Source organism: Microcoleus sp. AS-A8, assembly GCA_039962225.1.
Classification (GTDB): Bacteria; Cyanobacteriota; Cyanobacteriia; order Cyanobacteriales; family Coleofasciculaceae; genus Allocoleopsis.
This window is the reverse complement of sequence record JAMPKV010000009.1, coordinates 299493-324834: the sequence shown is the minus strand read 5'-3', so window position 1 is coordinate 324834 and position 25342 is coordinate 299493. Positions and strand designations below refer to the sequence as shown.

24 protein-coding genes are annotated in these 25342 nt (G+C 47.7%); 12 read left to right on the top strand and 12 right to left on the bottom strand.

Annotation, left to right across the window (positions count from 1 at the left end; genetic code table 11):
* The first annotated feature begins 285 nt into the window (after positions 1-285).
* Positions 286-567 (top strand): hypothetical protein, encoded by a 282-nt coding sequence (locus tag NDI48_16840; protein ID MEP0832843.1) that lies wholly within the window; start codon positions 286-288, stop codon positions 565-567.
* A gap of 59 nt (positions 568-626) precedes the next feature.
* Here NDI48_16840 and NDI48_16835 read toward each other — a convergent pair whose 3' ends face one another.
* Genes NDI48_16835 through NDI48_16825 form a run of 3 tightly spaced genes read right to left on the bottom strand, consistent with a single transcriptional unit; the run spans position 627 to position 1719 of the window.
* Entirely contained in the window at positions 627-1082 is a 456-nt protein-coding gene (locus NDI48_16835) for a ferredoxin (GenBank protein ID MEP0832842.1), read from the bottom strand.
* Positions 1082-1468 carry a DUF1257 domain-containing protein gene (locus NDI48_16830; GenBank protein MEP0832841.1) on the bottom strand — a complete coding sequence of 129 codons (387 nt, stop codon included), beginning with the start codon at positions 1466-1468 and terminating at the stop codon, positions 1082-1084. The genes NDI48_16835 and NDI48_16830 overlap by 1 nt, the downstream gene beginning before the upstream one ends.
* 41 nt (positions 1469-1509) lie before the next feature.
* Positions 1510-1719, bottom strand: a complete 210-nt coding sequence (locus NDI48_16825) for a DUF2997 domain-containing protein (GenBank protein MEP0832840.1) — start codon at positions 1717-1719, stop codon at positions 1510-1512.
* A 368-nt stretch (positions 1720-2087) separates the two neighbouring features.
* Here NDI48_16825 and NDI48_16820 point away from each other — a divergent pair, with 368 nt between their 5' ends.
* The gene (locus tag NDI48_16820) at positions 2088-3128 is read left to right on the top strand and encodes a saccharopine dehydrogenase-like oxidoreductase (protein ID MEP0832839.1); all 1041 of its coding nucleotides are present in this window, start codon (positions 2088-2090) and stop codon (positions 3126-3128) included.
* 86 nt (positions 3129-3214) lie between these two features.
* On the opposite strand, the gene NDI48_16815 is transcribed toward NDI48_16820, so the two are convergent.
* The 4 genes from NDI48_16815 to tadA form a co-directional block, all read right to left on the bottom strand.
* On the bottom strand, positions 3215-3805 hold the full coding sequence (locus tag NDI48_16815; protein MEP0832838.1) for a hypothetical protein: 591 nt from the start codon (positions 3803-3805) through the stop codon (positions 3215-3217).
* A gap of 193 nt (positions 3806-3998) precedes the next feature.
* Positions 3999-5216 (bottom strand): type II secretion system F family protein, encoded by a 1218-nt coding sequence (locus NDI48_16810; protein ID MEP0832837.1) that lies wholly within the window; start codon positions 5214-5216, stop codon positions 3999-4001.
* A 197-nt stretch (positions 5217-5413) separates the two neighbouring features.
* Complete coding sequence (locus tag NDI48_16805; GenBank protein MEP0832836.1) at positions 5414-6550, bottom strand: type IV pilus twitching motility protein PilT; 1137 nt, start codon at positions 6548-6550, stop codon at positions 5414-5416.
* Between the two features lie 102 nt (positions 6551-6652).
* On the bottom strand, positions 6653-8650 hold the full coding sequence (tadA, locus tag NDI48_16800; protein ID MEP0832835.1) for a Flp pilus assembly complex ATPase component TadA: 1998 nt from the start codon (positions 8648-8650) through the stop codon (positions 6653-6655).
* 745 nt (positions 8651-9395) lie between these two features.
* On the opposite strand from tadA, the gene grpE reads away from it, so the two are divergent.
* The 6 genes from grpE to NDI48_16770 all read left to right on the top strand — a co-directional run bounded on the left by grpE (position 9396) and on the right by NDI48_16770 (position 16064).
* Positions 9396-10181, top strand: a complete 786-nt coding sequence (grpE, locus tag NDI48_16795; protein ID MEP0832834.1) for a nucleotide exchange factor GrpE — start codon at positions 9396-9398, stop codon at positions 10179-10181.
* A 232-nt stretch (positions 10182-10413) separates the two neighbouring features.
* Positions 10414-12384: a molecular chaperone DnaK gene (gene dnaK, locus NDI48_16790; protein MEP0832833.1), complete on the top strand. Its 1971-nt coding sequence runs from the start codon at positions 10414-10416 to the stop codon at positions 12382-12384.
* Positions 12385-12540: 156 nt separating this feature from the next.
* Positions 12541-13662, top strand: a complete 1122-nt coding sequence (gene dnaJ, locus NDI48_16785) for a molecular chaperone DnaJ (GenBank protein MEP0832832.1) — start codon at positions 12541-12543, stop codon at positions 13660-13662.
* Complete coding sequence (locus tag NDI48_16780) at positions 13659-13928, top strand: sulfurtransferase TusA family protein (GenBank protein MEP0832831.1); 270 nt, start codon at positions 13659-13661, stop codon at positions 13926-13928. Before dnaJ ends, NDI48_16780 begins: the two co-directional genes overlap by 4 nt.
* Positions 13925-15091 (top strand): small ribosomal subunit biogenesis GTPase RsgA, encoded by a 1167-nt coding sequence (rsgA, locus tag NDI48_16775; GenBank protein MEP0832830.1) that lies wholly within the window; start codon positions 13925-13927, stop codon positions 15089-15091. Before NDI48_16780 ends, rsgA begins: the two co-directional genes overlap by 4 nt.
* 64 nt (positions 15092-15155) lie before the next feature.
* Positions 15156-16064 carry a ChaN family lipoprotein gene (locus NDI48_16770; protein ID MEP0832829.1) on the top strand — a complete coding sequence of 303 codons (909 nt, stop codon included), beginning with the start codon at positions 15156-15158 and terminating at the stop codon, positions 16062-16064.
* Between the two features lie 8 nt (positions 16065-16072).
* Here NDI48_16770 and NDI48_16765 read toward each other — a convergent pair whose 3' ends face one another.
* The 3 genes from NDI48_16765 to NDI48_16755 form a co-directional block, all read right to left on the bottom strand.
* Positions 16073-16519: a response regulator gene (locus tag NDI48_16765; GenBank protein ID MEP0832828.1), complete on the bottom strand. Its 447-nt coding sequence runs from the start codon at positions 16517-16519 to the stop codon at positions 16073-16075.
* Positions 16520-16883: 364 nt separating this feature from the next.
* Complete coding sequence (locus NDI48_16760) at positions 16884-17687, bottom strand: inositol monophosphatase family protein (protein MEP0832827.1); 804 nt, start codon at positions 17685-17687, stop codon at positions 16884-16886.
* Positions 17688-19169 (bottom strand): BCD family MFS transporter, encoded by a 1482-nt coding sequence (locus NDI48_16755; protein MEP0832826.1) that lies wholly within the window; start codon positions 19167-19169, stop codon positions 17688-17690.
* 154 nt (positions 19170-19323) lie between these two features.
* On the opposite strand from NDI48_16755, the gene NDI48_16750 reads away from it, so the two are divergent.
* Entirely contained in the window at positions 19324-20271 is a 948-nt protein-coding gene (locus tag NDI48_16750) for an aldo/keto reductase (protein ID MEP0832825.1), read from the top strand.
* A gap of 459 nt (positions 20272-20730) precedes the next feature.
* Positions 20731-20949, top strand: a complete 219-nt coding sequence (locus NDI48_16745; protein MEP0832824.1) for a hypothetical protein — start codon at positions 20731-20733, stop codon at positions 20947-20949.
* 34 nt (positions 20950-20983) lie between these two features.
* Here the strand turns inward: NDI48_16745 and NDI48_16740 are convergent, their stop codons facing one another.
* Positions 20984-21841, bottom strand: coding sequence for a sugar kinase (locus NDI48_16740; GenBank protein MEP0832823.1), 858 nt, complete (start codon positions 21839-21841; stop codon positions 20984-20986).
* A gap of 184 nt (positions 21842-22025) precedes the next feature.
* Here NDI48_16740 and rsmI point away from each other — a divergent pair, with 184 nt between their 5' ends.
* A complete protein-coding gene (rsmI, locus tag NDI48_16735) occupies positions 22026-22895 on the top strand; it encodes a 16S rRNA (cytidine(1402)-2'-O)-methyltransferase (protein MEP0832822.1) in 870 nt (289 codons plus the stop codon).
* The gene (locus NDI48_16730) at positions 22892-23656 is read left to right on the top strand and encodes a hypothetical protein (protein MEP0832821.1); all 765 of its coding nucleotides are present in this window, start codon (positions 22892-22894) and stop codon (positions 23654-23656) included. The genes rsmI and NDI48_16730 overlap by 4 nt, the downstream gene beginning before the upstream one ends.
* 257 nt (positions 23657-23913) lie before the next feature.
* Here NDI48_16730 and NDI48_16725 read toward each other — a convergent pair whose 3' ends face one another.
* Entirely contained in the window at positions 23914-25029 is a 1116-nt protein-coding gene (locus tag NDI48_16725) for a hypothetical protein (GenBank protein MEP0832820.1), read from the bottom strand.
* Positions 25030-25342 lie beyond the last annotated feature (313 nt).

The following is a 25342-nucleotide window of genomic DNA, read 5'->3' as shown; positions in this document are numbered from 1 at the left end:
AATGGGTCAAGAATTGTTACTGCAAACAACTTGGTTTATTGCTACCGAATCAATCAACTTGGCTCATTGCTACCGAATCAATAGCTTTGCCCGGATTCCGTCCAATTTGAAAACTGTCACAGGTGCAGGGAAGTAGAACGTGCGACTTTGAGCCATTTGAGGCAAGTCTCACTGTAACTTTTTCTGTACAGTTGAACAACTGTCTCTCCTCTCGATTCTCTAATGATCCACAATTATTACCATAAGAAGAAATATTTTTCTTCCATCATTTGAGGTAGAGAGACTATGCAAGCACCAGCGGGCAATCAAACACACAGTACGGGATGGGTTGTTCAAGCTTGGTCTTCTTTTGCTATTGCTGTTATTGCCATGACGATTGGGATTGTGAACCTTCCTGTAGATAATTGGATCAAAGGCTACATGGGTATAGGTTTATCGTTTACCGTTGGCTCTACATTCAGCGTGGCAAAAACAACAAGAGACATGCATGAAGCGAAAAGAATCACTTCAAGAATCGAGGAAGCGAGAGTAGAAAAACTGCTCAACGAACATCATCCCCTCAAATAAAACCCTCAACAGCATTCAGCTATCGAGGGTTTTGGGTTGGAAAGGCTAGACGAAACAGCCTAGTAATGTTGTTTTCTGGCCTTTTTACGCTGTTGTTTTAGCTTCTTTTGCCGACTCTGGATGGCGACTAAGCTATGGTCAATGGGATAACCGACAATCGGAATCACCTGATATTGACGCTCTTCCTCAAGGTGCTTGAGTTCGGTGTAGTCAACCCAGTGAATACAATCAACCGGACAAGTGTCAATCGCTTCCTGAATCACTTCTTCTGTATCACCATCTTGCCGAACAACACGCGATCGCCCATAATCCTCTTCGATGTAAAAGGTGTTGCGAGCGACATGGGCACAGTGCTTACAGCCAATACAGGTAATTTCATCAACATAAACACCCTTCTGCCGTAGAGCACCTCCGAGTTCGGGTTCAAAGCCGGAACGCTCTGGTGCATCGCGAAAGATGCCTCCTAGTTCTGGCTCTAAACCGGAACGCTCCGGTATCGGGGAGGAATCAGGCATCACGCACTCCAGCGTTGGACAACTAGACGGATGGAACCATCTTCATTCTTTTGTTGCTCAGAAACTTGAAAGCCCTGTTTCTCGGTTTCTTGAATCACCGTATGGTAAGCATAACGCTGCGTCACTCGGTTGAGGAAGCCATCCACAGACCAAGACTGTTTCCAATACTGCAAATCCGCAACGAGTTCGTATTCGTTCCCGTTCCAACTAAAGCCGATGTCATAGTTATTTTCTTGTTCAATGACGACTTCGGCGTTGCGAGTTTGCCCCTGATAGCCTCGAACCGAACGAGGCCCAGCTTTCCACTCAACACCCAGATCCGATAAAGCGGCTTCTAAAGAAGTGAGATTACGGATTTGAGTTTTTATGTTGCTGAAATGTGACATGGCTGTTTATAAAAGAACTATGCTAGGTTTGACAAAAAAATTTACCAATCGCTGAAAGTCGCGTGAGCAGTAGCTTGGGCTGATTGAGACAGTTTTTGGGTGAAGTACTCTGAGGTTGTTTCCTGAGAAACGACTCGTCCTAACTGAGCTTCAATCGCGGCTGTTACCTCGGCGCAAGAGGCTCCGATAATGCCCGTGACTTTTTCTTGGACTCTCCCATCGGGATAAATGATGAACTCTAAGGTTTCCATGCTCATGATTGATTGCTGGGTAATCCTCAATTCCTGGCTGGAGCAGTGACTTAAGAGCAGTTTTGGGTGTCTTGCCTTCCCTAAAACGACTACGCTGATTGGCTAATAGCGACTCAATCGAATTAGAGCAACCGCATCACTACTACTCATTTTTAAACAATACTTAATATTTTACTAGGAGCCTACTCTAGTTTTTAGTTAAGTTTCGCGTATGTTTGGTGTGCAGTCAAGCGTCTCAGTTTCCTGAGAAGTGAGCTTTTACAAAAATATACATCACTAAATTTGAGCTGACTTATATCGGCGGGTCGATCTGTAGAGCCAGTGAACCTGGATAATGAAAATCTGTTTTATTTATCAACTCAGACAAAATGAGTGACAAGCAAGGCATCAATCCAACTGACGTAACAACCGCTGATTCCCTCTTCAGCAAACCTGCAAGGGTAGGTGTGTTGGGCTTTGGCGGTTTGGGACAAGCCGCCGCCAGAGTTCTCGCGCCCAAACGTGAAATGCTGTGGGTGGCAGCCGCCGATCACAAAGGTTATGCCTATGACAGCCAAGGTTTGAACCCGAATACCTGCATCGCCACTTATCAGTCTCAGGGTTCAGTGGGTTATTTAGAGCCAATCGGCACCCTCAGCAACCACAGTATTCAAGAGTTAATTGAACAAGCCACTGTAGATGGATATTTTCTGGCGCTGCCGAATTTACCCAATACTTTTATGGCTTCTGTGGCGCGGCAATTTATTCAAGCCGGTTGGCAGGGGGTTTTGGTGGACGCTCTCAAGCGCACGAGTGCTGTTGAGCAGCTACTAGGACTCCGAGAGGAGCTGCAAGCGGCAGGAATTACTTACATGACAGGCTGTGGTGCAACACCAGGATTGTTAACAGCCGCTGCGGCTTTAGCGGCTCAGAGTTACGCCGAGATTCATAGCGTAAAAATTACGTTTGGGGTGGGAATTGCCAACTGGGAAGCCTATCGAGCCACCATTCGGGAAGACATTGCCCACCTCCCTGGCTACAATGTTGAACGCGCTCAGAGTATGAGCGATGCTGAGGTGGAAGCCTTATTGGATGAGACGAACGGCATCCTGCGCTTGGAGAATATGGAACATGCGGATGATGTGATGTTGGAACTGGCTGGGATTTGTCCGCGCGATCGCGTCACGGTTGGCGGCGTTGTCGATACCCGCAATCCCAAAAAACCCCTGAGTACAAACGTTCAAGTTACAGGTCGTACCTTCGAGGGGAAGATCTCGACTCACACCTTTACTCTAGGTGATGAGACCAGTATGGCGGCAAATGTCTGTGGCCCTGCTTTCGGTTACCTCAAAGCTGGGATATCACTACACAAACGAGGTATTTATGGTCTGTTTAGTGCTGCTGAAGTGATGCCAAAATTTGTTCAGTAGAAGTTAAAGGTTCATAGGTTGCAGGTTGCTGGTGAAAACGTTCAACTTTCAACCTTCAACCCTTCACTTGTGAACGGGTTAGCCTTTCAGGCGGGTGGACTTTCTGGAGACAAGCTTTCTATGTTCTCCTCCTTTTCCAAAACCTCTGGAATCTGCATCACAAAAGGCAAACATCCCCCTATCAGTCCTCGCTGAATCCGTTCTGGTGTTTCGGGGAATACCACAAACAGGGGATAAATACGATCATTCCCTTCACTAAGAATGTGTTGATAGCGAGGAGGCATTAGCCATTCATAGTCTTTGTCTAGCAATACTTGCGTCTGACGCCAGCGACTGAGCAAGTTGGAAAAATCCTCATGGGGGCGATGAATAAAGATAAAAATCTCAACTCCCATCTTTATTTTCCATTCCGGATCGCACATCACAATAGCCAAGTCACAGGGCAGGCAAACGGCTTCTGGTGAAGCTGTATAACTGATATGGTTTTGTCCGGCGGGGGGCTTGGGATGGCGAATTCGCACAATCGGCAAGGGAATAGTAATTACGCTCTCGTCCGGTCGGCGCATACTGGGAATCATTTCCAAGTAAGGTCGGTGTTTTTTGAGTAAAGCGATTGCACCATCATGGTGACTAAACTCCGCCAAACTAGCTTCGTAATCAGATTGTTTAACAGGCATTTTTTTGTATTATGAATTGCAATAATTAACCTAATTTTATTAACAGTTAAGCGAGGGGATTCAGATGGATTCCTCCGAACAATGAGAGGGTTACAACGCACTTGAGTATTTAAAGCAACGTTGAAAACCCTCTGTGGTGCAAGCTGATAGGTAACTAAAGAAGTTCTTCTCTGGCTAATGAACCCCTTAATGTCTAGCCCAAAGCGTCATACAGCTTAAACAGTGGCAGATACATAGAAAGCAGAATCACCGCAACCATTCCTGCCAGAAGAACCATCATGATCGGTTCAATGAGACTTGTAAGAGCTTTAACGGCTTGCTCTACCTCATCTTCATAAAACTCAGCCACTTTCATCATCATGGAATCTAGCTCTCCTGTTTCTTCACCGATGCTGATCATCTGAATTGCTAGGAGAGGGAAAACTTGCTCTTTTTGGAATGCAAGGCTGATCATTCCACCCTGTTGAATCTCAAGCTTGGCTGACTCTATCGCATTGGCAATGACTTGGTTACCTGATATATCTCGGACGATATCCATTGAACCAAGGATTGGCACCCCCGAACGAGTCAAGGTTCCAAAAATGCGACAAAAACGCGCAACCGCTACTTTTTGATTCAAATCGCCAAACAAAGGCATTTTTAATAAGAAGCCATCAATTTGTAGGCGACCAACCGTCGTTTTATAGTACAACCTGAAGGCCCAGACAACAGCTATTATGATGACAATTGGGACGATGACCATAGGGCTTCTCAACAGGTTACTGATATTAACCATAAATTGAGTTAAAGCAGGTAATTCTACGTCCAGGTCTTTGAAAATCCCATCAAAGATCGGTATGAGAAATATTGTCATCCCCAGAAAGATGATAATCGCCAAAACCCCAACCGTAACGGGGTAAGCCATAGCCGATTTGACTTGGTTTTTTAACCGCGCCATATCTTCCAGAACCTTGGCTAATCGGTTAAGTACCTCGTCAAGAACACCCCCAACCTCACCCGCTTGCACCATACTGACATACAGAGTATCGAAGCAATCCGGGTGTTTACGCATGGAATCAGAGAGACTGGTTCCCTGCTGCACCTCACCACTGATGGCAAGAAGTGCTTTTTTCAGCTTAGGATTAGGACACTGCTCAGATAAAACGCCGAGACATCGCACCATAGCCACACCTGCGTTGACCATAGCCGCAAATTGGCGCGAAAAAACAGCTTTATCTTTGATCGTGAGCTTGCTAAACTTGGCACTAAGTTCCGAGAAGTCAATGTCTAGGCTGAAGGATTTCTTGACAGCCCCAACAGAAGCATACCGATTTTGAAGAATGGTACGGGCTTGTTCAGGAGAGTTCGCTTCGATTTTCTCTTTTTTGGCGTTTCCTCTAGTGTCCCGAACCTCAGCGATGAAGGTAGGCATAATAGGCGTCTCGATGAAAGGAAAACATCGTTAGATGGGTAATGGGTCAGAAGTAATGGGGCTTAACTTCTACCAAGTACCCATTACCTCTAACCAACAGACTAAAAATGCAAGAATTAATGGGAGTTGATTTCATTCTCAAGATTAAGGATGGGAATGGAGATTGTTCCACACAACCCATACTTTGACTGGAGAACTTAGCGGGCTACCTTCGTACCTGGAGCCACTTTCGCACCCATATTTCCGATAGCAGCACTTCCCGTGCCAGCCAGAATCCGCTGCATCTCTTCAGGTTTGGAACTCTTAGACACAGCGGCTTCAAACGTGATTTGACCTGTTTTAACCAAATGCGCTAACGATTGTTCCATCGTCATCATTCCCATTTTTGAGCCGGTTTGGATGGCAGAGTAAATTTGAGCCACTTTTCCTTCTCGGATCAAGTTGGCGATCGCAGGCGTCACAATCATAATTTCCTGCCCCATCACCCGACCAAACTCACCCGGTTTCGGATTTTTCTTCGGTATCAGGGTTTGGCTAAAGACGGCAATTAAGGAGTTAGAGAGTTGAGCATTGATTTGTTGTTGTTGCTCTGGCGGGAACACGTCAATAATCCGGTTGATCGTCGAAGCGGCAGAGCTAGTATGCAGTGTCCCCATCACCAAGTGACCTGTTTCTGCTGCCGAAATGGCTAGAGAAATGGTTTCCAAATCCCGCATTTCTCCAACCAGAATTACATCAGGATCTTCCCGCAACGCTGCTTTCAGAGCATTGGCAAAGCTTTTGGTATCTTCACCCTTTTGACGTTGGTGAACCAAACTTTTGATGTTGGGAAACACATATTCAATTGGGTCTTCAACGGTCAAAATATGTTCGGGTCGGGTTCGATTAATTAGGTCAACCATTGCCGCCAGGGTGGTTGTTTTACCAGACCCCGTCGGTCCAGTCACCAAGACCAAGCCTCTTGGTCTTTCACTCATTTCCCGCACAATATCGGGCAAATTTAACTGGTCAAAGTTAGGAATTTTGGAAGACAACGCCCTCAAGCAAGCGGCATAGTAACCGCGTTCTTTATAGACATTGACGCGGAAGCGAGCCAATCCCTTAACCCCATAAGAACAATCTAATTCCCAATTCTGCTCTAACTCCTTGCGTTGAGTATTATTGAGCATACTGAAGATGAGTTTCTGACACTCGTGGGGGGTCAGGGGTTCTTCGTGAATAGGCTGGAGTTTTCCACTAATGCGGAAGTAGACGGGGGCACCTGATTGAATGTGCATATCTGAGCCACCCATTTCAATCAACTGCTCCATCAAGTCTTCAATCATTAGTTCCATTGCCATGGCGCTGTCTCCTTAGTAGTTGTTGGTTTACGGTTGTTGAGTGTGAGTTGTTAGTTTGAACAAGAGTTTACCCATTCACGACTAACAACTATATTTTTAGTCCTGAAAACGAGGTGTCATGCAGTAAGGACAATCTAGCCACTCTTGTTGTAATGTGGCTGAGCAAGTCCGACAGCTAAGAGAACTCTTCCGTTTGGCTTTGCGTTCGGCTTCTAGCCCCGAATCTGTAAAGGTCACACGTTCCACTTCATCCAATGTCGTGTAGCCTTGCTGTACCAGATTTAAGCTATAGGCTAATAAAGTGGTCATTCCCTCTTCTACAGCGGCCTCCTTAAGTCGCTCGGCTGGAGCAGCTTCGTTGATTAAGGTTTGAAGGCGATCACTAATACGCATGACTTCATAGACACCCACACGTCCTTTGTAGCCAACACCATTACACAGTTGGCAAAGTTTACCTTTTGCCCTGGCTTCCTGAATTTCATCGGGTTGTAGGGTGTTGGCTTGATAGAGCATGATTTCGCCGTCACGGGAGGTCGATAGACCAAAGCGACCTAATTCGGCAGAGGTTGGCACATAAGTAATGCGACACTCGGAGCAAACACGTCGAATCAATCGTTGCGCCAAGACTCCCAACAGAGCATTGGAAACCATGAAGGGTTCAACGCCCATTTCGTCCAATCGTGGGATCGCGCCTGCGGCGTCGTTGGTGTGAAGCGTGGTTAGTACTAAGTGACCCGTGAGCGCCGCTTCAATAGCCGTTTTAGCGGTTTCCTTATCCCTCGTCTCACCGACCAGAATCACGTCCGGGTCTTGCCGCAAAAAAGACCGTAGAATCGAGGCAAAGTCCATGCCCTTCTCGCGCAGCACCTGCACCTGAGTAATGCCCGCTAAGGAATATTCAATGGGGTCTTCCGCCGTACTGATATTGACTCCAGGGTCATTCCGTTCCGCGAGCATCGAGTATAAGGTTGTGGATTTACCCGAACCCGTGGGGCCAGTCACCAAAATAAGGCCAAACGGACGGTTAGCCATATCCCTGACCGTTTCCAGCGTATCTTGGTCAGTGATTAACTTATCCAAACCCAGTTGGGTTTGCTCGTTGTCCAAAATTCGTAGAACAACTTTTTCACCATAGCGGCTGGGCAAGGTACTAACGCGAAAGTCAACTTTGCGACCCTGGTACATCCGCCGAATTTTACCGTCTTGAGGCAGTCGTCGTTCCGCAATATCCAGCTCTGCCATAATTTTGAAGCGAGCCGAAACCGCTGGAGTAATTTTCTTGGGTAATGGCTCGAAGGCTTGACGCAGCACCCCATCTTTTCGGAAGCGGATGCGTAAAGCATTTTCTTGCGGTTCGACGTGAATATCTGAAACGCCCTCTTGCAGAGCCTTGGCAAGAACTTTGTTAACCAGGCTGATCACGGGAGCGTCTTCTGCGTCCCTCACATCTAGCTCGGCTTCTTCGTCCGGTGCATCCGATAATGTGTCGAGGCTGTCGATATTCTGTAGGTCTTTCTGTACGTCTACAGCTTGTTCGACCTCCATCTGCTTTTGCTTAGCCAGCTTTTCATCAAGGTACTTGGAGATGATTTGCTGGTAGTCTTCTTGGGTAATCACCATCCGTTGCAGGGTAATTCCCTGAGGTCGCAAGATGCGGTTAAGATCATCCTGAGCATCGAGATTGTCTGGATCGACCATCGCCACCAGCAGCGATGGAGGCTGGGTTTCATTCTTCGATAGCGGCACTAGGCGATAGCGACGACAAATATCAATGGGGAGCAGGGTATCAATCAGTTGACCCACTTGATGGGTCGCAATCTCATTAATTTCCGGATCGAGAGATTCAACCCCGTAAAGAACTTTTAGCTCAAATAACTGCTGTTTCTTATACTGCCGCAGTAAGTCGGGGGAAAGCTGACGTCCCGTCATGGATTCGAGAATTTCTGTCAGAGGTCTTCCTGACTTGCGGGATTCCACCAACGCATTCTGCATCTGGTCGGTGTCAACGTAACCCGCCGCAATCAAAGATTTACCAAAAGGCGAAACCTCGTTGCGAACGATTAGGGCACGTCGTTGTGATGAGGAGTTAGTCATAGCGGCTGAGAGTATTTCCTTTCGTTACAAGTTATTCTCTTTCTTCACAAATCCTTCTCAAAAAGAGGGTTTAAGTCGTGTTTGAGAAGCTGGCATCAGGGCAATAAAAGTCCACTGATACTTTGAGATGACTCTAGCTACCCTAAGAAAGGCTCTTTCCTTAAGCTGGTTGCGTTGTAGCCCCGTTGGGGAAGAACTTTTCTTTCGTGAGTCCTGTCGGATGCTTTCCGCGCTGTGATTACAAATATCCTGACAAGGATGAAAAGCCTATTTTCATCCGATAAACTGAACTTGATAAAATGGGGGAAGCTAGCACGAGCAGCATTATTCATTATGTAGAATATTCTGATAATAGCTTTTACTAACTTGCGCTTGCACAGCTCTCACCAGGCATTTTGTCAGAAAGGGTCGCCTAAGCCTTGACTCTATCGGCGGCACTGGCAAGAACAAATAGTGTCTATAGGGACACTAGGGTGTTACATTGGGTGAGAAGCGCAATGGTGTTACATCTTAAGGATATAAAGATGGGCAAACAGGCTGGCATCTGGACGTAGCTCCCGCGTCCCCCCCTGGATAGGCGAGCAGTATTCAGATGGGGCACATTAAAATCTGAAGAAGTCGCGATCCCGCGCCTAGGCGTAGCACTTCTTCTAGATTGCAAGAAACTTTTAGGGATCGGGTTGCTAGTGAGAAAACAGTGAGAGCGTCAGTACTAGCAGTCTTTGTAAGTGGGGATGAGTAGAGCATGATCGACGAAGAAAATCAGCCAGATAGTACTTCACAGCCGACGGATGAGGCTGTCGATAGCCAAGGCGTGGCCGCTCAACCAGCGGCCAGAGCGGAAGGCGGGTTGGTAGATTTAGAATCGCCAGCCACTGTTGAGGAAGACACCGCTGAGTCAACAGCAGGATCAGCTAAGACCGATGGAGAAGCCCAAGACACCACTCAAGCCACGGCGGATCTGCCGTTAGCCGGTGGAGAGTTAGAGGCTCTCTTAAAGTTGAGGCAGGAAAATGACGCCTTAAAAGCTCAATTAGAAGATCTCAATCAACAATCAGAGTCCTTCAAGACTCAATCCATGCGGATTGCGGCAGATTTCGATAACTTCCGCAAGCGCACAACGAAAGAGAAAGAGGATTTAGAACAACAGATCAAACGAGTTACGCTCAGTGAGTTATTACCCGTAGTGGATAACTTTGAGCGGGCGCGATCGCAAATTAAGCCCCAAAATGATGGGGAAATGGGCATCCACAAAAGCTACCAAGGAGTGTATAAGCAGCTAGTGGACTGCCTGAAACGTATTGGGGTGTCTGCCATGCGCCCAGAAGGGAAAGAGTTTGACCCAAATCTCCATGAAGCCGTGATGCGGGAGGCGACGAATGAATACCCAGAAGGTGTGGTCATCGAACAGCTAGTACGAGGATATTTCTTGGGTGAGCGTGTCCTGCGCCATGCGATGGTTAAAGTTGCTTCTGCGCCGGAAACTCCCAGTGAGGAATCGGATGAAAGTCAAGCTACTTCTCCTGAATGAACCCGTCACAGGGTAAAGCGTTAGGGTCAAAGTTGCTGCTCTTTAGGATTCGGTGGTAACCTCAAAAGAAGATACCCCAAAAACCTAAGTGGCAGGATGCATTAACCATCCTTTGGTGTCACTCTTGATTGACGATAAGTCTAGAAGAGTATGTAACCAAAGGAAGGTTTGTTCTAGTACCCGCTTTAACTTAAACGTAAACAACTTGACATAAATTTTAAGCCGAAGCCCTATGGGAAAAGTTATTGGCATCGACTTGGGCACCACCAATAGTTGCGTTGCTGTGTTAGAAGGTGGTCAGCCCATCGTCATTTCAAACACGGAAGGAGGGCGAACCACTCCGAGTATAGTGGGATTTGGCAAAGCAGGGGAACGATTGGTCGGTCAACTGGCAAAGCGGCAGGCCGTGACCAATGCCGAAAACACAATCTACAGCATCAAGCGCTTCATAGGGCGTCGGTGGGATGACACGGCCACGGAACGATCCCGCGTTCCTTATAACTGCGTCAAAGGTCGCGATGATACCGTCGATGTCCAAATCCGGGGGCGTACTTACACACCTCAAGAAATCTCCGCCATGATCCTGCAAAAGCTCAAGGCCGATGCCGAAAGCTTTCTTGGGGAGCCTGTGGAGCAAGCTGTGATTACCGTTCCGGCCTACTTTACAGACGCCCAACGGCAGGCGACCAAAGATGCTGGGACTATCGCCGGTTTGGAAGTGCTGCGAATTATCAACGAGCCAACGGCGGCATCCCTCGCCTATGGCCTCGATAAACAGTCTGTAGAGCAGCGAATCTTGGTATTTGACTTGGGTGGCGGGACTTTTGATGTCTCGATTCTTCAACTCGGAGACGGAGTTTTTGAAGTTAAGGCCACCTCTGGCAACAATCACCTGGGAGGCGATGACTTCGATAATGTGATTGTGCGCTGGATGATTGAAAACTTTAAAGGAACAGAGGGGATTGACCTCGGAACCGATAAAATGGCACTTCAGCGCTTGCGCGAAGCGGCTGAAAAGGCAAAAGTTGAACTCTCTAATATGCTTTCGACCTCCATTAACCTGCCCTTTATTACAGCAGATGAGACAGGCCCAAAACACTTGGAGATGGAGCTATCGCGCTCAAAGTTTGAAGAACTGGCGAGCGAACTGATTACAGGAACAATTGAGCCTGTAACCCAATCACTGAAAGACGCTGACCTAAAGCCCGATGATATTGATCGCATCCTGTTAGTGGGCGGTTCCACCCGTATCCCAGCCGTACAGGAGGCGATTAAGAAGTTTTTTGGGGGCAGAACACCCGATAAGTCAGTCAACCCTGATGAAGCGGTTGCACTAGGAGCTGCCATTCAGGGCGGTGTCTTAGGCGGCGAAGTGGAGGACTTACTGCTTCTGGATGTCACTCCCCTATCATTAGGAATTGAGACTTTAGGCGAAGTATTTACAAAAATTATTGATCGCAACACGACCATTCCGACCAGTAAGTCTCAGGTTTTTTCCACGGCGACGGATGGACAAACCTCTGTAGAAATTCATGTGCTACAGGGTGAACGGGCGATGGCGAGGGACAACAAGAGCCTGGGCAAGTTTCTGCTCACCGGCATTCCCCCAGCCCCAAGGGGTGTACCTCAAATCGAAGTAGCGTTTGAAATCGATGTTAACGGGATTCTGCAAGTTTCAGCCGCTGACAAAGGGACTGGCAAAGAACAAAGAATCCGAATTACGAATACTGGAGGCTTAAGTGCCAGCGAAGTAGAACGGATGCGCGTTGAGGCAGAAAAATATGCCGAAGAAGACTATCGCCGCATACAATTGGTTGAGCTTAAGAACCAAGCCGATAGCCTATTCTACAGTTACGAAAGCACATTGAAGGAAAGTGGCGGCTTGGTTCGCGAAGAACTCAAGGCTCAAGGAGAGGAGAAGAAGCAAGAGCTGCAAGAGGCAATGGCAGATTCCTCAATTAGTATTGAGGAAGTGAAGCAACGGCTGGAGGATTTCCAACAAAAGTTGTTTGAGATTGGTGCCGCTGTCTATCAACAAGCTTCACCCAGTGTAGACGTAGAAGAATTTGTACAAACCGAGGAGGTATCTTCAACGCCAGAGTTTAGTTCACCGTTTGAATCCCCGTCTACAAGCGAAGAAGACGACTTGATTCTAAACTTTGACGAGGAAACCGTAACCGCTGACTACGAGCAAGTTGACTAAGGGACGCTCCTAAAAGGTAGCGCTTGACCTGTTTTTCTGCTAGACAATGGATAGATATATGGGTGAGCTGTGAATAGGTCATCAGTGACTTTACTCCAATCACTCAAATTCAATTCCACCGCCCCTATAAAGTAACAAAACACCGCTCGGCGCTCTATGCCTGACTACTATGACATTCTAGGTGTCTCTCGTGACGCCGACAAAGAGGAACTAAAACGTGCTTACCGCCGCCTTGCCCGGAAGTATCACCCGGATGTCAACAAGGAGCTAGGGGCTGAAGAGCGCTTTAAAGAGATTAATCGAGCTTACGAAGTTCTCTCAGAACCAGAAACTCGCGCCCGATATGACCGCTTCGGTGAAGCCGGTGTCAGCGGAGCCGGTGCGGGCTTCGGCGATATCGGTGATATGGGTTTTGCCGATATTTTTGAAAGCTTCTTCAGTGGCTTTGCAGGCGGCATGGGTCAGCAAGCGACTCGCCGACGCAGCGGTCCGGTTCGCGGTGAAGACTTGCGACTCGACTTGAAGCTGGACTTTCGGGAAGCTGTGTTTGGAGGTGAAAAGGAAATCCGGATTCCTCACCTAGAAACCTGTAACGTCTGTAATAGCACGGGGGCCAAACCAGGGACTCGACCCCGTACCTGCCCAACTTGCAGTGGTACAGGCCAAGTGCGTCGTGCGACACGGACCCCCTTTGGTAGTTTTACTCAGGTCTCCGTTTGTCCTACCTGTAATGGTGAAGGGCAGGTAATTGAGGACAAGTGTGAATCTTGCGGGGGTGCAGGTCGCAAGCAGGAAACCAAAAAGCTCAAAATCACGATTCCACCAGGCGTAGATAATGGCACAAGGCTGCGCGTTTCTAAAGAAGGAGACGCGGGATTGCGGGGTGGCCCTCCTGGAGATCTATACGTCTACTTATTTATTGAGGAAGACGCCGAGTTTCATCGGGAAGGGATTAATATCCTATCGGATCTCAAGGTCAGCTACTTACAAGCAATTTTAGGATGTCGATTGGAAGTCACGACAGTGGATGGGCCAGTGGAATTAACGATTCCGGCAGGAACACAGCCCAATACCGTGTTAACCCTGGAAAATCACGGTGTACCCAAATTGGGGAACCCAGTCAGCCGGGGCGATCACCTGATGACAATTTTGATTGACATTCCCACCCGGATTACGGCAGAGGAACGGGAACTGCTGGAGAAACTGGCAAAGATTAAGGGCGATCGCACCGGGAAAGGTGGCATAGAAGGCTTCTTAGGAGGGCTGTTTCGCGGATGAGTAACTTAGCCGAATCGACGCCCAAACCCACTCCTGATGCCCAGCTTGATTTGCGGGGGACGCCTTGCCCAATTAACTTTGTGCGGACCAAACTCGCAATCGAGCAAATGACACCAGGAGCCTTATTAGAAGTGTGGCTCGACCCCGGAGAACCCATTGAACAGGTGCCCGATAGTTTGGTGATGGAAGGCTACTTAATTGAGTCCGTGGAAGATCGCAGTGGCTACTTTGCGCTGAATGTACGGCGTCCAATAGCGCCTGCATGAGTGTCTTCCCCTGTGATAGCAAGTTGTCCCCAGGAGCAACACCATTATGGGGAACAGTAGTGGCGGTGCAAGCCAACTTCTATCAGGTGCAGTTAGAGCCAGGTTTGAAGGTGGGAACGTTGAAAGTTGAAGGTTTAGAAGATGACGTTCAATCTGAACATCCTCAACCTAAAACGGACATTCAACCTTCTAACATTCAACCTGTAACGCTACTGTGTACTCGTCGAACAAGGCTGAAAAAAATTGGTCAACGCGTAATGGTAGGCGATCGCGTTGTGGTAGAAGAACCGGATTGGGAAGGCCAACGAGGCGCGATCGCCGAAGTCCTACCCCGCAAAACCCAGCTAGACCGCCCTCCAGTCGCTAATGCCGACGAAATTCTCTTAGTTTTTGCCTTAGCCGACCCTCCCTTAGACCCGTACCAACTGACTCGTTTTCTGGTGAAGGCAGAGTCTACGGAATTGGGGATTTGTTTGTGCTTGAATAAAAAAGATTTAGTCTCAGACGAACAGTTAGAGGAGTGGACTTGTCGTCTCAGAAATTGGGGTTACCAACCTGTATTGATCAGCGTCCACACCCATCAGGGATTAGAGGAACTGAGCAAGCAGCTCAATCATAAAATTACCATCTTTGCTGGCCCTTCGGGCGTAGGCAAATCCAGTCTGATCAATCAGTTGATTCCTGATGTCAACGTGCGGGTGGCAGCAGTATCCGGAAAACTCAGCCGAGGGCGTCACACGACTCGCCATGTCGAACTGTTTGATTTACCGACCGGTGGACTGCTCGCAGATACTCCCGGTTTCAACCAGCCTGATATTGACTGTCCCCCTGAAGAGTTAGCCCAATATTTTCCAGAAGCAAGGCATCGATTAGCAACCGGTCGCTGTCAGTTTAGTGATTGCCTGCATCGAGATGAGCCGAACTGTGCGGTGCGGGGGGATTGGGAGCGATATGAGTATTACTTGGATTTATTGGAAGATGCGATCGCGTGGCAAGAGCGGTTGCACCAACAAGCCGATCCTGAGTCCAGCATGAAGGCCAAAACCAAAGGAAAAGGGCAAACTCACTACGAGCCTAAACTAGAAAGTAAAAAATATCGTCGTCGCTCCCGTCGCTCCCAACATCAGGCGCTGGAGGACGTATACCAGGACTCTGAGGAATAATCAATTAAACTCAACCCCCCTGAGAAGAGTTCCCACACTCATAACTAATCGGTAAATTAGGGTTATGAGAAAACGCAATATTGCCAAATTCTGTGCGTGGTCTTTGGGAATCCTCTGTCTGTCTACCATTTCAGCTTGTGCCCAAAACACATCAACTCCTCACACACCAGAACAGCAACAGCTAAATCAACAAAAAATAGTGCAGGAACTGGTAAAGGCAGATGTAGTGTACTTGGGAGAAACTCATGATACTCCAGAAGACCATCAAGCCCAACTAAAAATCCTGCAAGCCGTCTATCGAGAGAAACTGAAAAATGCCAAGGACGCGACTGCGCCTCGCCTCGTGATTGCGATGGAGATGTTTCAGCGACCCTATCAGAATATTCTCGATCAATACATCGCAGGGAACATCACAGAAGAACAGTTAATCGAGCAAAGCGAGTATGAAGAACGCTGGGGTTTTCCTTGGGAATACTATGCACCGATACTTCGCTTCGCTAGAGCTCATCAACTGCGCGTCTTAGCCTTAAACACACCGACAGAGGTAACACGTAAAGTTTCTCGTAATGGATTAGAGAGCCTAACCGCCGCTGAACGCAGGTATATTCCGCCGTTATCAGAAATTCGCACAGATAACGCCGAATATCGTCACATGATCCAAAAATCCTACGAAGAACATCATCAAGGTGGACATGGCAACAGTAGCAGCTTTGAACGATTTTTCACCGCGCAGGTGCTGTGGGATGAAACAATGGCACAAGCGATCGCCCAATTTATCAAAGCCAATCCAGATGAGCAAGTGGTCGTCTTAGCTGGGCAGGCTCATATTGTTTATGGCTACGGAATACCCAGTCGTGTTGCTCGACGCCTCAATAATAATCAATTAGTACAGCGTTCAGTCTTGTTGGGTGTTCCTCAAAAAAGGCAATCTAGAACAAAAAAAATGATGGCTGATTACTTTTGGGAACATTAGCGAAGAACTTACCAATTCCCTCTTCTAGCCAGTCCAGCAGAAATAGAGATTGCCTCACTCACGCTTGCGGGGACAAACTCACTGATCATGCCCTCTGCTAAGAAATACTGAACGGTATTCACCAGTTCTTGGGGATGGCAAGGCTTAGAAAGATAGGCATCGGCACCTTGCTTAATTCCCCAGTAATGATCACAATCTTCTTTCTTGTTAGAACACATGATCACGGGTAGGTTCTGGGTTTTTTGATCAGATTTAAGCCGCCTACAGACTTCGTAGCCGTTCATCTTCGGCAAAAGGATGTCCAGAAGGACTAGATTGGGACAAAAACGCTGCACCTGTTCCAGCGCTTGTAGGCCATCATCAGCAAAAATAACATTTAACCCAATAGTTTTAAGGATTTTAAAGACGATTAACTGTTGTGTTAGATCATCATCCACGACTAAAATTGTGCCCATAAGTACTTACCTGCCATCGGGAAGGCTTAGGAAAAGCTTTTGAACTGATATCTTGTACCCTTACAAGGGCCAGCTTTCTTTGGGTCGGGTAGCCAGTGTCCACGCTCCTAAAGAACCTAGCCATAGCATTGGTGAATACATCTCACCCTCAGCGACTGACAAGGGTGCAAAATATAAGTTAAACATATTCTTATGATAAGTTTTTTTGTATATAGCCCTACTAGAAATAGCGCCAAGTCGTGAATTGTCCTTAAGCGTAAGCCAGAAGTCAACCCTGTCTCGTCCACTTAGACGGTAGAATCACAAGCACCTATGTTCTACAAGCTACTTGCAGAATAGGAAGTTGAAGGCGTATTTCATGGCACTAGATATGGATCACTGGTTGAAATACACTCACCATTTCAGGACTACTCGCCACGAGGGTAGGAAGTGATATCTGCCCGTAATTCTCTCCAACAATGAGGGGGAAAATTTTCTGAGAATCCAGGGGTGCCCAAACCCCGTCCGCCGCTTGTACAATCACCCAAGCCCCTGCAATATCCCAAATCTTGGGAGTCGCTTCGATACCTCCCAAAGCCGCACCACTGGCAATGGTGAGGAAGTTGTAACTGGCAACACCTAACATGCGAATTTTACAAGGCAGGGCTTGCTGCAATAATGAGGCACTGCGGGAGCAAAGGTTAAAAAAGTGATTGTTACTAACCGTATCGCTGCTGCTGTGGATAGGGCGTCCATTCAGAAATGCACCGTTTTCTATACCTGTAATTCCCGATTCCCCCTGCAAAAAACCATGAAAAGTTTGCCCAATGGGAGGAAAATGAACGTAGCCAAAGACAGGGGTTCCTTGATATACCAACCCCAAGGAAATGCCCCAAATCGGAATGCCTCTGGCGAAGTTTGTGGTGCCATCGAGGGGATCGATAATCCAGCACCATTCAGTATCCGGAAAAACATGTTGCCCTTCCTCACTTAAAATCCCGTGACTGGGAAAATGAGAAGCGATCGCCTCCCGAATCGTCTCATCCGCCCAGTTATCCGATTGGGTAACTAAGCTACCATCTAACTTCTCTGATGCCTGCACTTGTCCAAAATCAGCCATGAGCTGAGTGCCAACACGGTTAGCCGTCTCGGTGGCAAAGTTGAGAATGTCTGTCCAAAAATCAGTCAATTAATCTAACTCTCCTTCCATAACACTTGCGATCGCTGCTTTTGCATTATCCTGGAATTCTTGGACATTGATTCGCCTGAGCAACCAAACGGCCCAAATCATTCCTACGGCTTGCAATGCAAACACCGTTCCATAAGCCAGCACAGGCACTGTAAACAGCATTTTACCCAAATTCAACACAGCCCCACCCAGCACCGTCGCCAGTCCCCTAGCCATCGCCTGAGACAAGCCCCAAGCCCCGATAAACGTACCTGCTGTTTCAGCCGCCGTCAAATCTAACATCAAACTGGTAGCACCAGCCGTCAGTATCCCAGAGGCAAGACCGAAAAATAGCAAGCTACCCTTAAGTAGCCCTGCATTAGCCGTGAATCCAGCCATAATAATTAATCCAAAGCAGACTGCTGCCCCAATACACCCTAGTTTGGTTGTTTTTTTCTTACCCAAGCGGGGCAAAATCAAAAAACCCGTCCCACTGATACCCAGCAACGTCCCGACACCAAAGGGAACATTCAGCTTAGTGGTTTCTGAGATACACATCCCGAATACCTCTCCACCATAGGGTTCCATCACGGCATCTTGCATAAACAGACTCAGGGTGAGTACTAGGAGGAATGTGAAAAATAGACTGGTTTGACGCGATGCGGTTAAAACTTTCAGCGCCCGCGACAGCGTAATTTTATCTTCTCGCTCTACCAACGTGGAGCGCACACCATAACGAGAATACTTCTTCTCAACCCCAACGGTTGCCAGCAAACACAGCCCGAATACCACAGCGGGCATGAATAAAAAGACGGGGTTAATCGTAGTTTGCAATTTAGCGATATCGGCGACTTTTGCCGTTTGGGACGGATTATAGGACGAAATCGCCGCTCCACAAATTTCTGGTCTGTCCAGTAACCCACCGCTAATAATGGCTCCTACCACAATCCCAACCATTAACATCGACCAGACGACTCCAATCAGTTTAGAGCGGTTGTCTTCATCCGAGACATCAACGAGAAGGGCGGCAAAAGGAGTGGAACTGGCACTGAGGGCTAAACCATACAGAGCAAAAATTAGAGCGAGTACTCCCGCCCAACTGTAGGTTTGTATACTCCATCCAGTCGCTTGCAAACTGCCGCCGAGTTGCCAAACCACTTGCAGGGCGATGAAAGAGAGGGTGGTAAAGACAGCCGCGCCAATCCAGACATAACCGGTACGGTGATAGCCGAAAAGCGTTTTAGAATCAGACATCTGACCAAACCACACCCGCGCCGGACTCACAAACTGGTGCATGGCAATCGCACCGGCGGCAATCAGGGGCAATACGTTGAGTTCGTCAATCATCACCCGGTTGAGTACTCCTAGGGTGAGGAGTGACATGATGCCCAATCCCATTTGGAATAAGCCCAGCCGGAACATGGTCAAAATCTTAATGCGGGGCATGACCTTTTCGGTTGGCGATGGGGTGGGGGGGGAATTGGAAAAATCACTGGTTTCCATATCTGTGTGAGAGCGATCGCTTGCCGAAATTAGTATTTTATCCTTCTTTTATCTATCTAAAGTTACATGGTAATTAGCTCTCTTCTGGGCTGTCGTTGATTATTTGCAACGATACACTAAGGAAATTGAAAAAATGTAAATAATAGAGTTGATGATGCAGACGATTACTTTAGGTCAGAATGGCCCAACGGTTACCGCGTTAGGGATTGGAACTTGGGCATGGGGCGACAAGCTATTTTGGAATTACGGCAATGATTATGGAGCCTCGCAGGTGCAAGCCGCCTTTGAGGCAACCTTAGATGCGGGTATCAGCTTTTTTGATACGGCGGAGATTTACGGGTTGGGAGAATCGGAATCCCTGCTGGGACGGTTTATGAAACAACTGGGGCGTCCCGCACAAATCGCCACGAAATACTTTCCCGTACCCTGGCGATTAACTGCCCAGTCTGTTTCTGAGGCTTTAACCGCCAGTTTAAAGCGTCTACAGGTTGAGCGAGTTGAACTGTACCAAGTGCATCAGCCATTCGGCTTCTTGATGAGCCAGGAGACGTTGATGAATGCTCTGGCAGATGAAGTCCAACGGGGTAGAATTGCTGCTGTCGGTGTTAGCAACTACTCAGCCGATCAGATGCGAGAGGCTCATGGGTATCTGGCAGCGCGTGGAGTACCGTTGGCGGTGAATCAGGTACAATACTCCCTGCTGCAACGGAAAATTGAACGGAACGGCGTTCTCGATACAGCGCGTCAACTGGGTGTGACAATCCTGGCCTATAGCCCTTTAGCTCAAGGATTACTTACCGGCAAGTACACTCCTGAGCAATCTTTCCACTTCAATGATGCCCGCAGAATTGACCCGCGTTTCAGCAAAAGCGGTTTAGAAAAAATAGCTCCCGTTGTGCAGCTACTCAATCAGATGGGTGAAAAGTATAATCGCACACCGGCTCAGGTTGCCCTCAACTGGCTGATCGCTCAAGGCGTTGTTCCCATTCCCGGTGCCAAAACCGCACAGCAGGCTCAACAGAATGCGGGTGCCTTAGGCTGGAGTCTGAGCGAACAAGAGGTTGCCCAAATAGAGCAGGTGACTCATCAGTGGGTCGGCTAATGCTGTGATTGGCAGGATATCACAGAGTACGCTTTCAATTTATTTCGATTTTCATGAGGGATGATAAATTTCTATGAATTATTATCCCTTTTCTATCTAAATTGGAAACATTTTTTTCACCCCTTAGATATAAATTTGATAGCCAGTAGAATTACATTCGCACTGAATAAAGTTTAGATTTACAACGTTTATTAAAGGCGGGTTTAAAGAATAGGTTTTAAGCTAAATATGGGTCACGATCTACCTCTACTCTGAGAGTGTGATACACCTCACAAAAAACCGGGTTAAGCATCACTCTCAATCACTAGCTTCATCACACTGAGACAAGAGTAATATCACCGAAATATGGTGTATGACTCACGTTGAGAGCAGATTATTATCACAGGGATAATGCCCTGAAATCACTCTGTTCAGGAAGAAAAAAACTCATAGTGTAAGAATCGAGTTCAATGGTGTCCCATGCTAACCCCAGTTCGTCTCATCCCCGGTGCAATATCGGACTTATTCGCTCAAGTCACGACCTCTGGTAAGATTACCCTGGCTGACCGCTATGGGTTGATGGCAGCCGTATTAGAAGACTCAATGACTGAAGATGAGAGAAGCGCCATTGATCGGATGCTGCGTGCTTTATATCGGGGACGAATTCAGGTCGTGAATGAGATTTCATTGATTGCCTAAGTCTCAAAAAATAGGCAAATCTATAACCATTTGGTCATGTTTTCATCCACTGACGAGTCCCAAAGAATTGACAGGAATAAGAAGCAAGTTCGGCGGCTTCCGATAGGGAATCTGCAAAGTTTTGCCGCAGGATGGAGTGACAGAATGCGCCATGAAAAACGTCCCCGGCAGCGAGTGTATCAACGGCCTTAATCTGTGGCACTTGAATTTGACTTGATACACCTAACGTCCAGTATTGAATTTGATTTTCCCCTTGAGTAATGGCGACATGAGGAATCCCTAAGGCAGCAAGATAAGCCATAACTTCCTCGCTGTTACGGCAACCGGGCGGATAAAAATTAGCTGAGCAAATAGCATAATCGACAAAAGGCAAAACCTTTTCAAATCCCGGTTTCCAGCTACCACCATCGATGACAACTGGAATATTCTTATTTTTGGCTAACTGAGCGATTGCACTTCCAACCGCCATTTGATGACCATCAATCAGAACTATATCAACACCAGCGTCAAGGTCAACAGGCGGTTGATCAGAGGTTATTTGAATTTTTGTAGCATTGAGTGAGATGACGCTGCGATCGCCAGTGGATTCGGTCACAATGATGGAAGAAACGGGCGGGGGTTCTGGGGTAGTCGGGTTAAGGTCAGCAATCGTCACCCCATGATGTTCTAGGTCACTTCGGATTAAGTGAGTAATGGGGTGAGTGCCCACCACACCGAGAATTGTGGCTTGATTACCCAAGTAACTAAAGGTTACGGCAGCATTGGTGGCTGGCCCACCAGCAGCAACCGTGTAATCGGAGGCCACAACTTTTTGATTATGACCCGGAAGCTGGGCAGAGAGATACACCAAGTCTAGGGTGACCATACCTACAAAAAGTCCCTTGCTCACCAACTACATCCCTCCAGTTCAGTCTGACCTCCGCTAATTGTAGTATTTTGGGGAATTGGGGATTGCTGAGAGGGTTGTTGGTGAAGCTTTTGTGCCATCGGCAATTGACAAGGTTAACAACAGTTGGCGAATCACGCTTGTACCAGGGACTGTGCTGTGAGATGAATCATGCGGAGGAGGACAACGCGTGGGAACGCTTTACGTCGTAGGAACGCCGATTGGGAACCTGGAGGATATGACATTCCGGGCAGTACGGATATTACAAACGGTGGATTTGATCGCGGCGGAAGACACGCGCCATACGGGGAAGCTGTTGCAGCATTTTGAGATTAAGACGCCTCAAGTGAGTTATCACGAACACAATCGCACTGAGCGTCTATCAGAGTTGTTGACACAGATGGCTGAGGGAAAAGTGATCGCCCTAGTGACGGATGCGGGGATGCCGGGAATCTCTGATCCAGGTTATGAATTGGTTAAGGCTTGCATTGAGGCAGGGATAACCGTAGTACCCATCCCCGGTGCGACGGCGGGGATTACAGCGCTGAGTGCGGCTGGTTTACCAACCGATCGCTTTGTCTTTGAAGGTTTTTTACCAGCAAGCGGTCAAGATCGGCAAAAACGCTTAGAATTGCTGCAAGCGGAATCGAGAACATTAATTCTTTATGAATCTCCTCATCGCCTTCGCGCCACGTTGCCCGATTTAGCTAACTCCCTAGGAGTTCACCGTCCCATGGTGATTGCACGAGAATTAACCAAGTTGCACGAAGAGTTCTGGCGGGGAACAATTGGGGAGGCGATCGCTCACTACAAGCAGAAGGAACCCAGAGGAGAATTTACCCTCGTGATTGCGGGGTCGCAAGCAGAGATGCCTGTGTTCTCAGAAGACGACCTGAAGGCTGAGCTACTCCAAATCATGGCTCAGGGAGTATCGCGATCGCAAGCGAGTCGTCAGTTAGCTCAAATCACCAAACTCTCACGGCGTCAGCTTTATCAACTGGCTCTCTCAATTCCGGGTTCTGATATCGAAGTAGCAAAGGAGGATTTCAAGGAAACGTGAAACTGCGATGGTTACTCACAGGTTGGCTGATGGGACTGGTTCTCGTAGGTTGTAATCAATCACCCACACCCTCAGTCTCAGAAACACCCGTTTCCTCCTCCAGTCCAACCCCTTCTAATCCAGTGGTGGTGTATCCAACCGCTAGCCCAGCCACATCTAAGCCGATTGAGGCATCGCCCACGCCAGGACAAACAACCTCCAAGCCCCTGAGTCCACCCGGCTCAGCCACGTTTGGCATTTCTACTCAGGGCATTGGTCCGGCTAAAGTAGGGATGACCTATGGGCAACTGAAACAGATGTTGGCTGGGAAGGCAGAATTTCAGGTGAAGTCACCCTTTATTGTCGATTTTGATGCGATCGCAATCAGCCAAGGTGGTAAAGAGCAATTTTATATTCTTTATCCGGCTGGAGTCCCCTTAGCCGATTCGGATGTGATTGAAGCGTTAGTGACAGATAATCCCAATTATCGAACAGCTCAGGGGGTTGGCCCCGGAACCCTCATCGAGCAAGCCGAAGCCATCTACGGCAAGGCCAGCTTATCTTACAACACCCTCAATGAGTCAAGGGAATACGTCCAATTTGCCAATCAACCCTCTAAAGATATCGCGTTCCGAACTCAGCCACCTGCAAATCAGCCCTTTGCAGGCATTTACCCTGAATCCAAAGCGGAGCTTAAACAGACCCAAAAAATTCAAAAAGCAGCCTCAATTGGGTTTGTAGAAGTTTACTGTCGGCAGAATTGCCCCTTGCCTTCGCCCTAAATTCAGATCTTGCACCTCATCACCCACAGACAAAGCCGTAGCTGAGCAGGCTATAAAAGCCTTGATTTTCCTCAAATCCCGCACGCGGACGAAAGTTTGTGGACGCGCAGGTTTTAACCGATCGGCAACTGGTGCAAGATGTGAGTCAACGCAAGTTCCCCGACTGGGGCAATGGTGTGCGAGTGAAAATCTAAAATCCAAAATTGTTTTGTTATGGAGTCATGCAAAACAGCATGTTGTTTTTGAAGGGTTATGGCCTAAGCATCTTGGAACACATCACTCGAAAACATCTCCGTTAACGTGCGTAGATAAGGTAAAAACGTTGCCATATCGTTAGGAGGTAGGCGATCGTGCATGTCCCAACCCATCGTTTTGAGCATGTCTTGTATCAGTCTCCAGCTTACCTTTAGGCGAGGATATAACATGACGCACAGAGGAAAGAGTTCTTGCTGTACTGAGCGGATGTCATCTTCTAAAACACACAGGCACAGATAAACCTGAAACATTTCCACATCACGGATACTCGCCGTTTTAACTATAGGGTTACTCAGAAGACCGCTGTAGCTGGCATAGCTGGGATATAAACGGCAAACTTGGTTACAAACAGAGACGGCAATCTTACTGCTGAACGGTAAAAGATGCTGAACAGCCGATAGAGCCGGAGAATCCAAAGGATGGTTAGCAGCGGCTTCGTAAGCTGCCTGTAGGGGCATATACATGTGGTCATCCATCACTTTCAAGTAGGGCAGCCACAGCCTCTGTTCGGTCGGGGTCAGCCACTCCAGCAACTTTTGACCCGTGTAATGAAACTGCATACTGACGAAGCCAATGGCACGGCGATCCACACGAGTGTATTTCTGGCGTACCAGACCAAAGTCTTTCCCCACAATCACCGATAGTCGGCGCGGCGTTGAGCGCTCTGCATAGGCCGCTAGCACTTTTTGAAACAGCACTCGCGTATCGGCGGCAATCTCCAAGGGATTGATCAGGTCGGGGTTGATGCCGTGGCGTCGAATTTCTTCTGATAGTAACGTTTCTGTTAAAGACCAGGCTTGAGCACTGGCTAGGTTCAAATTTTGCATCAGCTTCTGGGTCGTGCGCTCTCGACCTTCTTTAGAGGCAATTTCCTTGAGATTGTTAGTCTCGTTCAGCGCGGAGTCCTCATCTTGCCCTGTAACGGAAACAAAGTATTTCCGCGCCCAAAGAGCCGCCAAAGAATGAACGTTCGATTTTGATGATTGAGAGGAGGGAACCAGGGAAGAGTGATCACTCCTTAGCGCGGTGCCTTTCGGGGAATCGTCAGCTAAAGACTTGGAAACTGAAACTCCAGGGGACTGAACTTCAGCCCCTATAGATGCTAACGGATGAGCCATGTCAATAGGGAGTCTATTACGGGTATATGAAAATCAGCTATGCCGTATTTTTACTTATTTTTATAATTTAGCAAACAAAATTTTTACGATTATTTAAGTAAATCCGGATCTTTTCTAATTTTTCTGAGCGGATCAACCCTCTTCGGTAATGTGCTTTCCTTACGGGTAAGAGCGAAAAAGTGGTTTATTAAAGGTTTACCCTCTTGTCCAAAAATACTCAGTGGCTCCCTGTATGGCAGCTATCTAGGAGCATTTCATAACTTGATATTCTTTATAGCAGAATCGAGAGACTTTGAAGGGAATGTATAACTTT

Excerpts from the sequence above, each read along its gene's own strand:
- NDI48_16840 (MEP0832843.1), top strand. The coding sequence starts at position 286 with ATGCAAGCACCAGCGGGCAATCAAACACACAGTACGGGATGGGTTGTT.
- NDI48_16820 (MEP0832839.1), top strand. The coding sequence starts at position 2,088 with ATGAGTGACAAGCAAGGCATCAATCCAACTGACGTAACAACCGCTGAT.
- dnaK (MEP0832833.1), top strand. The coding sequence starts at position 10,414 with ATGGGAAAAGTTATTGGCATCGACTTGGGCACCACCAATAGTTGCGTT.
- grpE (MEP0832834.1), top strand. The coding sequence starts at position 9,396 with ATGATCGACGAAGAAAATCAGCCAGATAGTACTTCACAGCCGACGGAT.
- tadA (MEP0832835.1), bottom strand. The coding sequence starts at position 8,650 with ATGACTAACTCCTCATCACAACGACGTGCCCTAATCGTTCGCAACGAG.
- NDI48_16745 (MEP0832824.1), top strand. The coding sequence starts at position 20,731 with ATGCTAACCCCAGTTCGTCTCATCCCCGGTGCAATATCGGACTTATTC.
- rsgA (MEP0832830.1), top strand. The coding sequence starts at position 13,925 with ATGAGTGTCTTCCCCTGTGATAGCAAGTTGTCCCCAGGAGCAACACCA.
- NDI48_16750 (MEP0832825.1), top strand. The coding sequence starts at position 19,324 with ATGCAGACGATTACTTTAGGTCAGAATGGCCCAACGGTTACCGCGTTA.
- NDI48_16725 (MEP0832820.1), bottom strand. The coding sequence starts at position 25,029 with ATGGCTCATCCGTTAGCATCTATAGGGGCTGAAGTTCAGTCCCCTGGA.
- NDI48_16825 (MEP0832840.1), bottom strand. The coding sequence starts at position 1,719 with ATGGAAACCTTAGAGTTCATCATTTATCCCGATGGGAGAGTCCAAGAA.
- NDI48_16835 (MEP0832842.1), bottom strand. The coding sequence starts at position 1,082 with ATGCCTGATTCCTCCCCGATACCGGAGCGTTCCGGTTTAGAGCCAGAA.
- NDI48_16755 (MEP0832826.1), bottom strand. The coding sequence starts at position 19,169 with ATGGAAACCAGTGATTTTTCCAATTCCCCCCCCACCCCATCGCCAACC.
- NDI48_16815 (MEP0832838.1), bottom strand. The coding sequence starts at position 3,805 with ATGCCTGTTAAACAATCTGATTACGAAGCTAGTTTGGCGGAGTTTAGT.
- dnaJ (MEP0832832.1), top strand. The coding sequence starts at position 12,541 with ATGCCTGACTACTATGACATTCTAGGTGTCTCTCGTGACGCCGACAAA.
- NDI48_16810 (MEP0832837.1), bottom strand. The coding sequence starts at position 5,216 with ATGCCTACCTTCATCGCTGAGGTTCGGGACACTAGAGGAAACGCCAAA.
- NDI48_16780 (MEP0832831.1), top strand. The coding sequence starts at position 13,659 with ATGAGTAACTTAGCCGAATCGACGCCCAAACCCACTCCTGATGCCCAG.
- NDI48_16830 (MEP0832841.1), bottom strand. The coding sequence starts at position 1,468 with ATGTCACATTTCAGCAACATAAAAACTCAAATCCGTAATCTCACTTCT.
- NDI48_16770 (MEP0832829.1), top strand. The coding sequence starts at position 15,156 with ATGAGAAAACGCAATATTGCCAAATTCTGTGCGTGGTCTTTGGGAATC.
- NDI48_16805 (MEP0832836.1), bottom strand. The coding sequence starts at position 6,550 with ATGGAACTAATGATTGAAGACTTGATGGAGCAGTTGATTGAAATGGGT.
- NDI48_16765 (MEP0832828.1), bottom strand. The coding sequence starts at position 16,519 with ATGGGCACAATTTTAGTCGTGGATGATGATCTAACACAACAGTTAATC.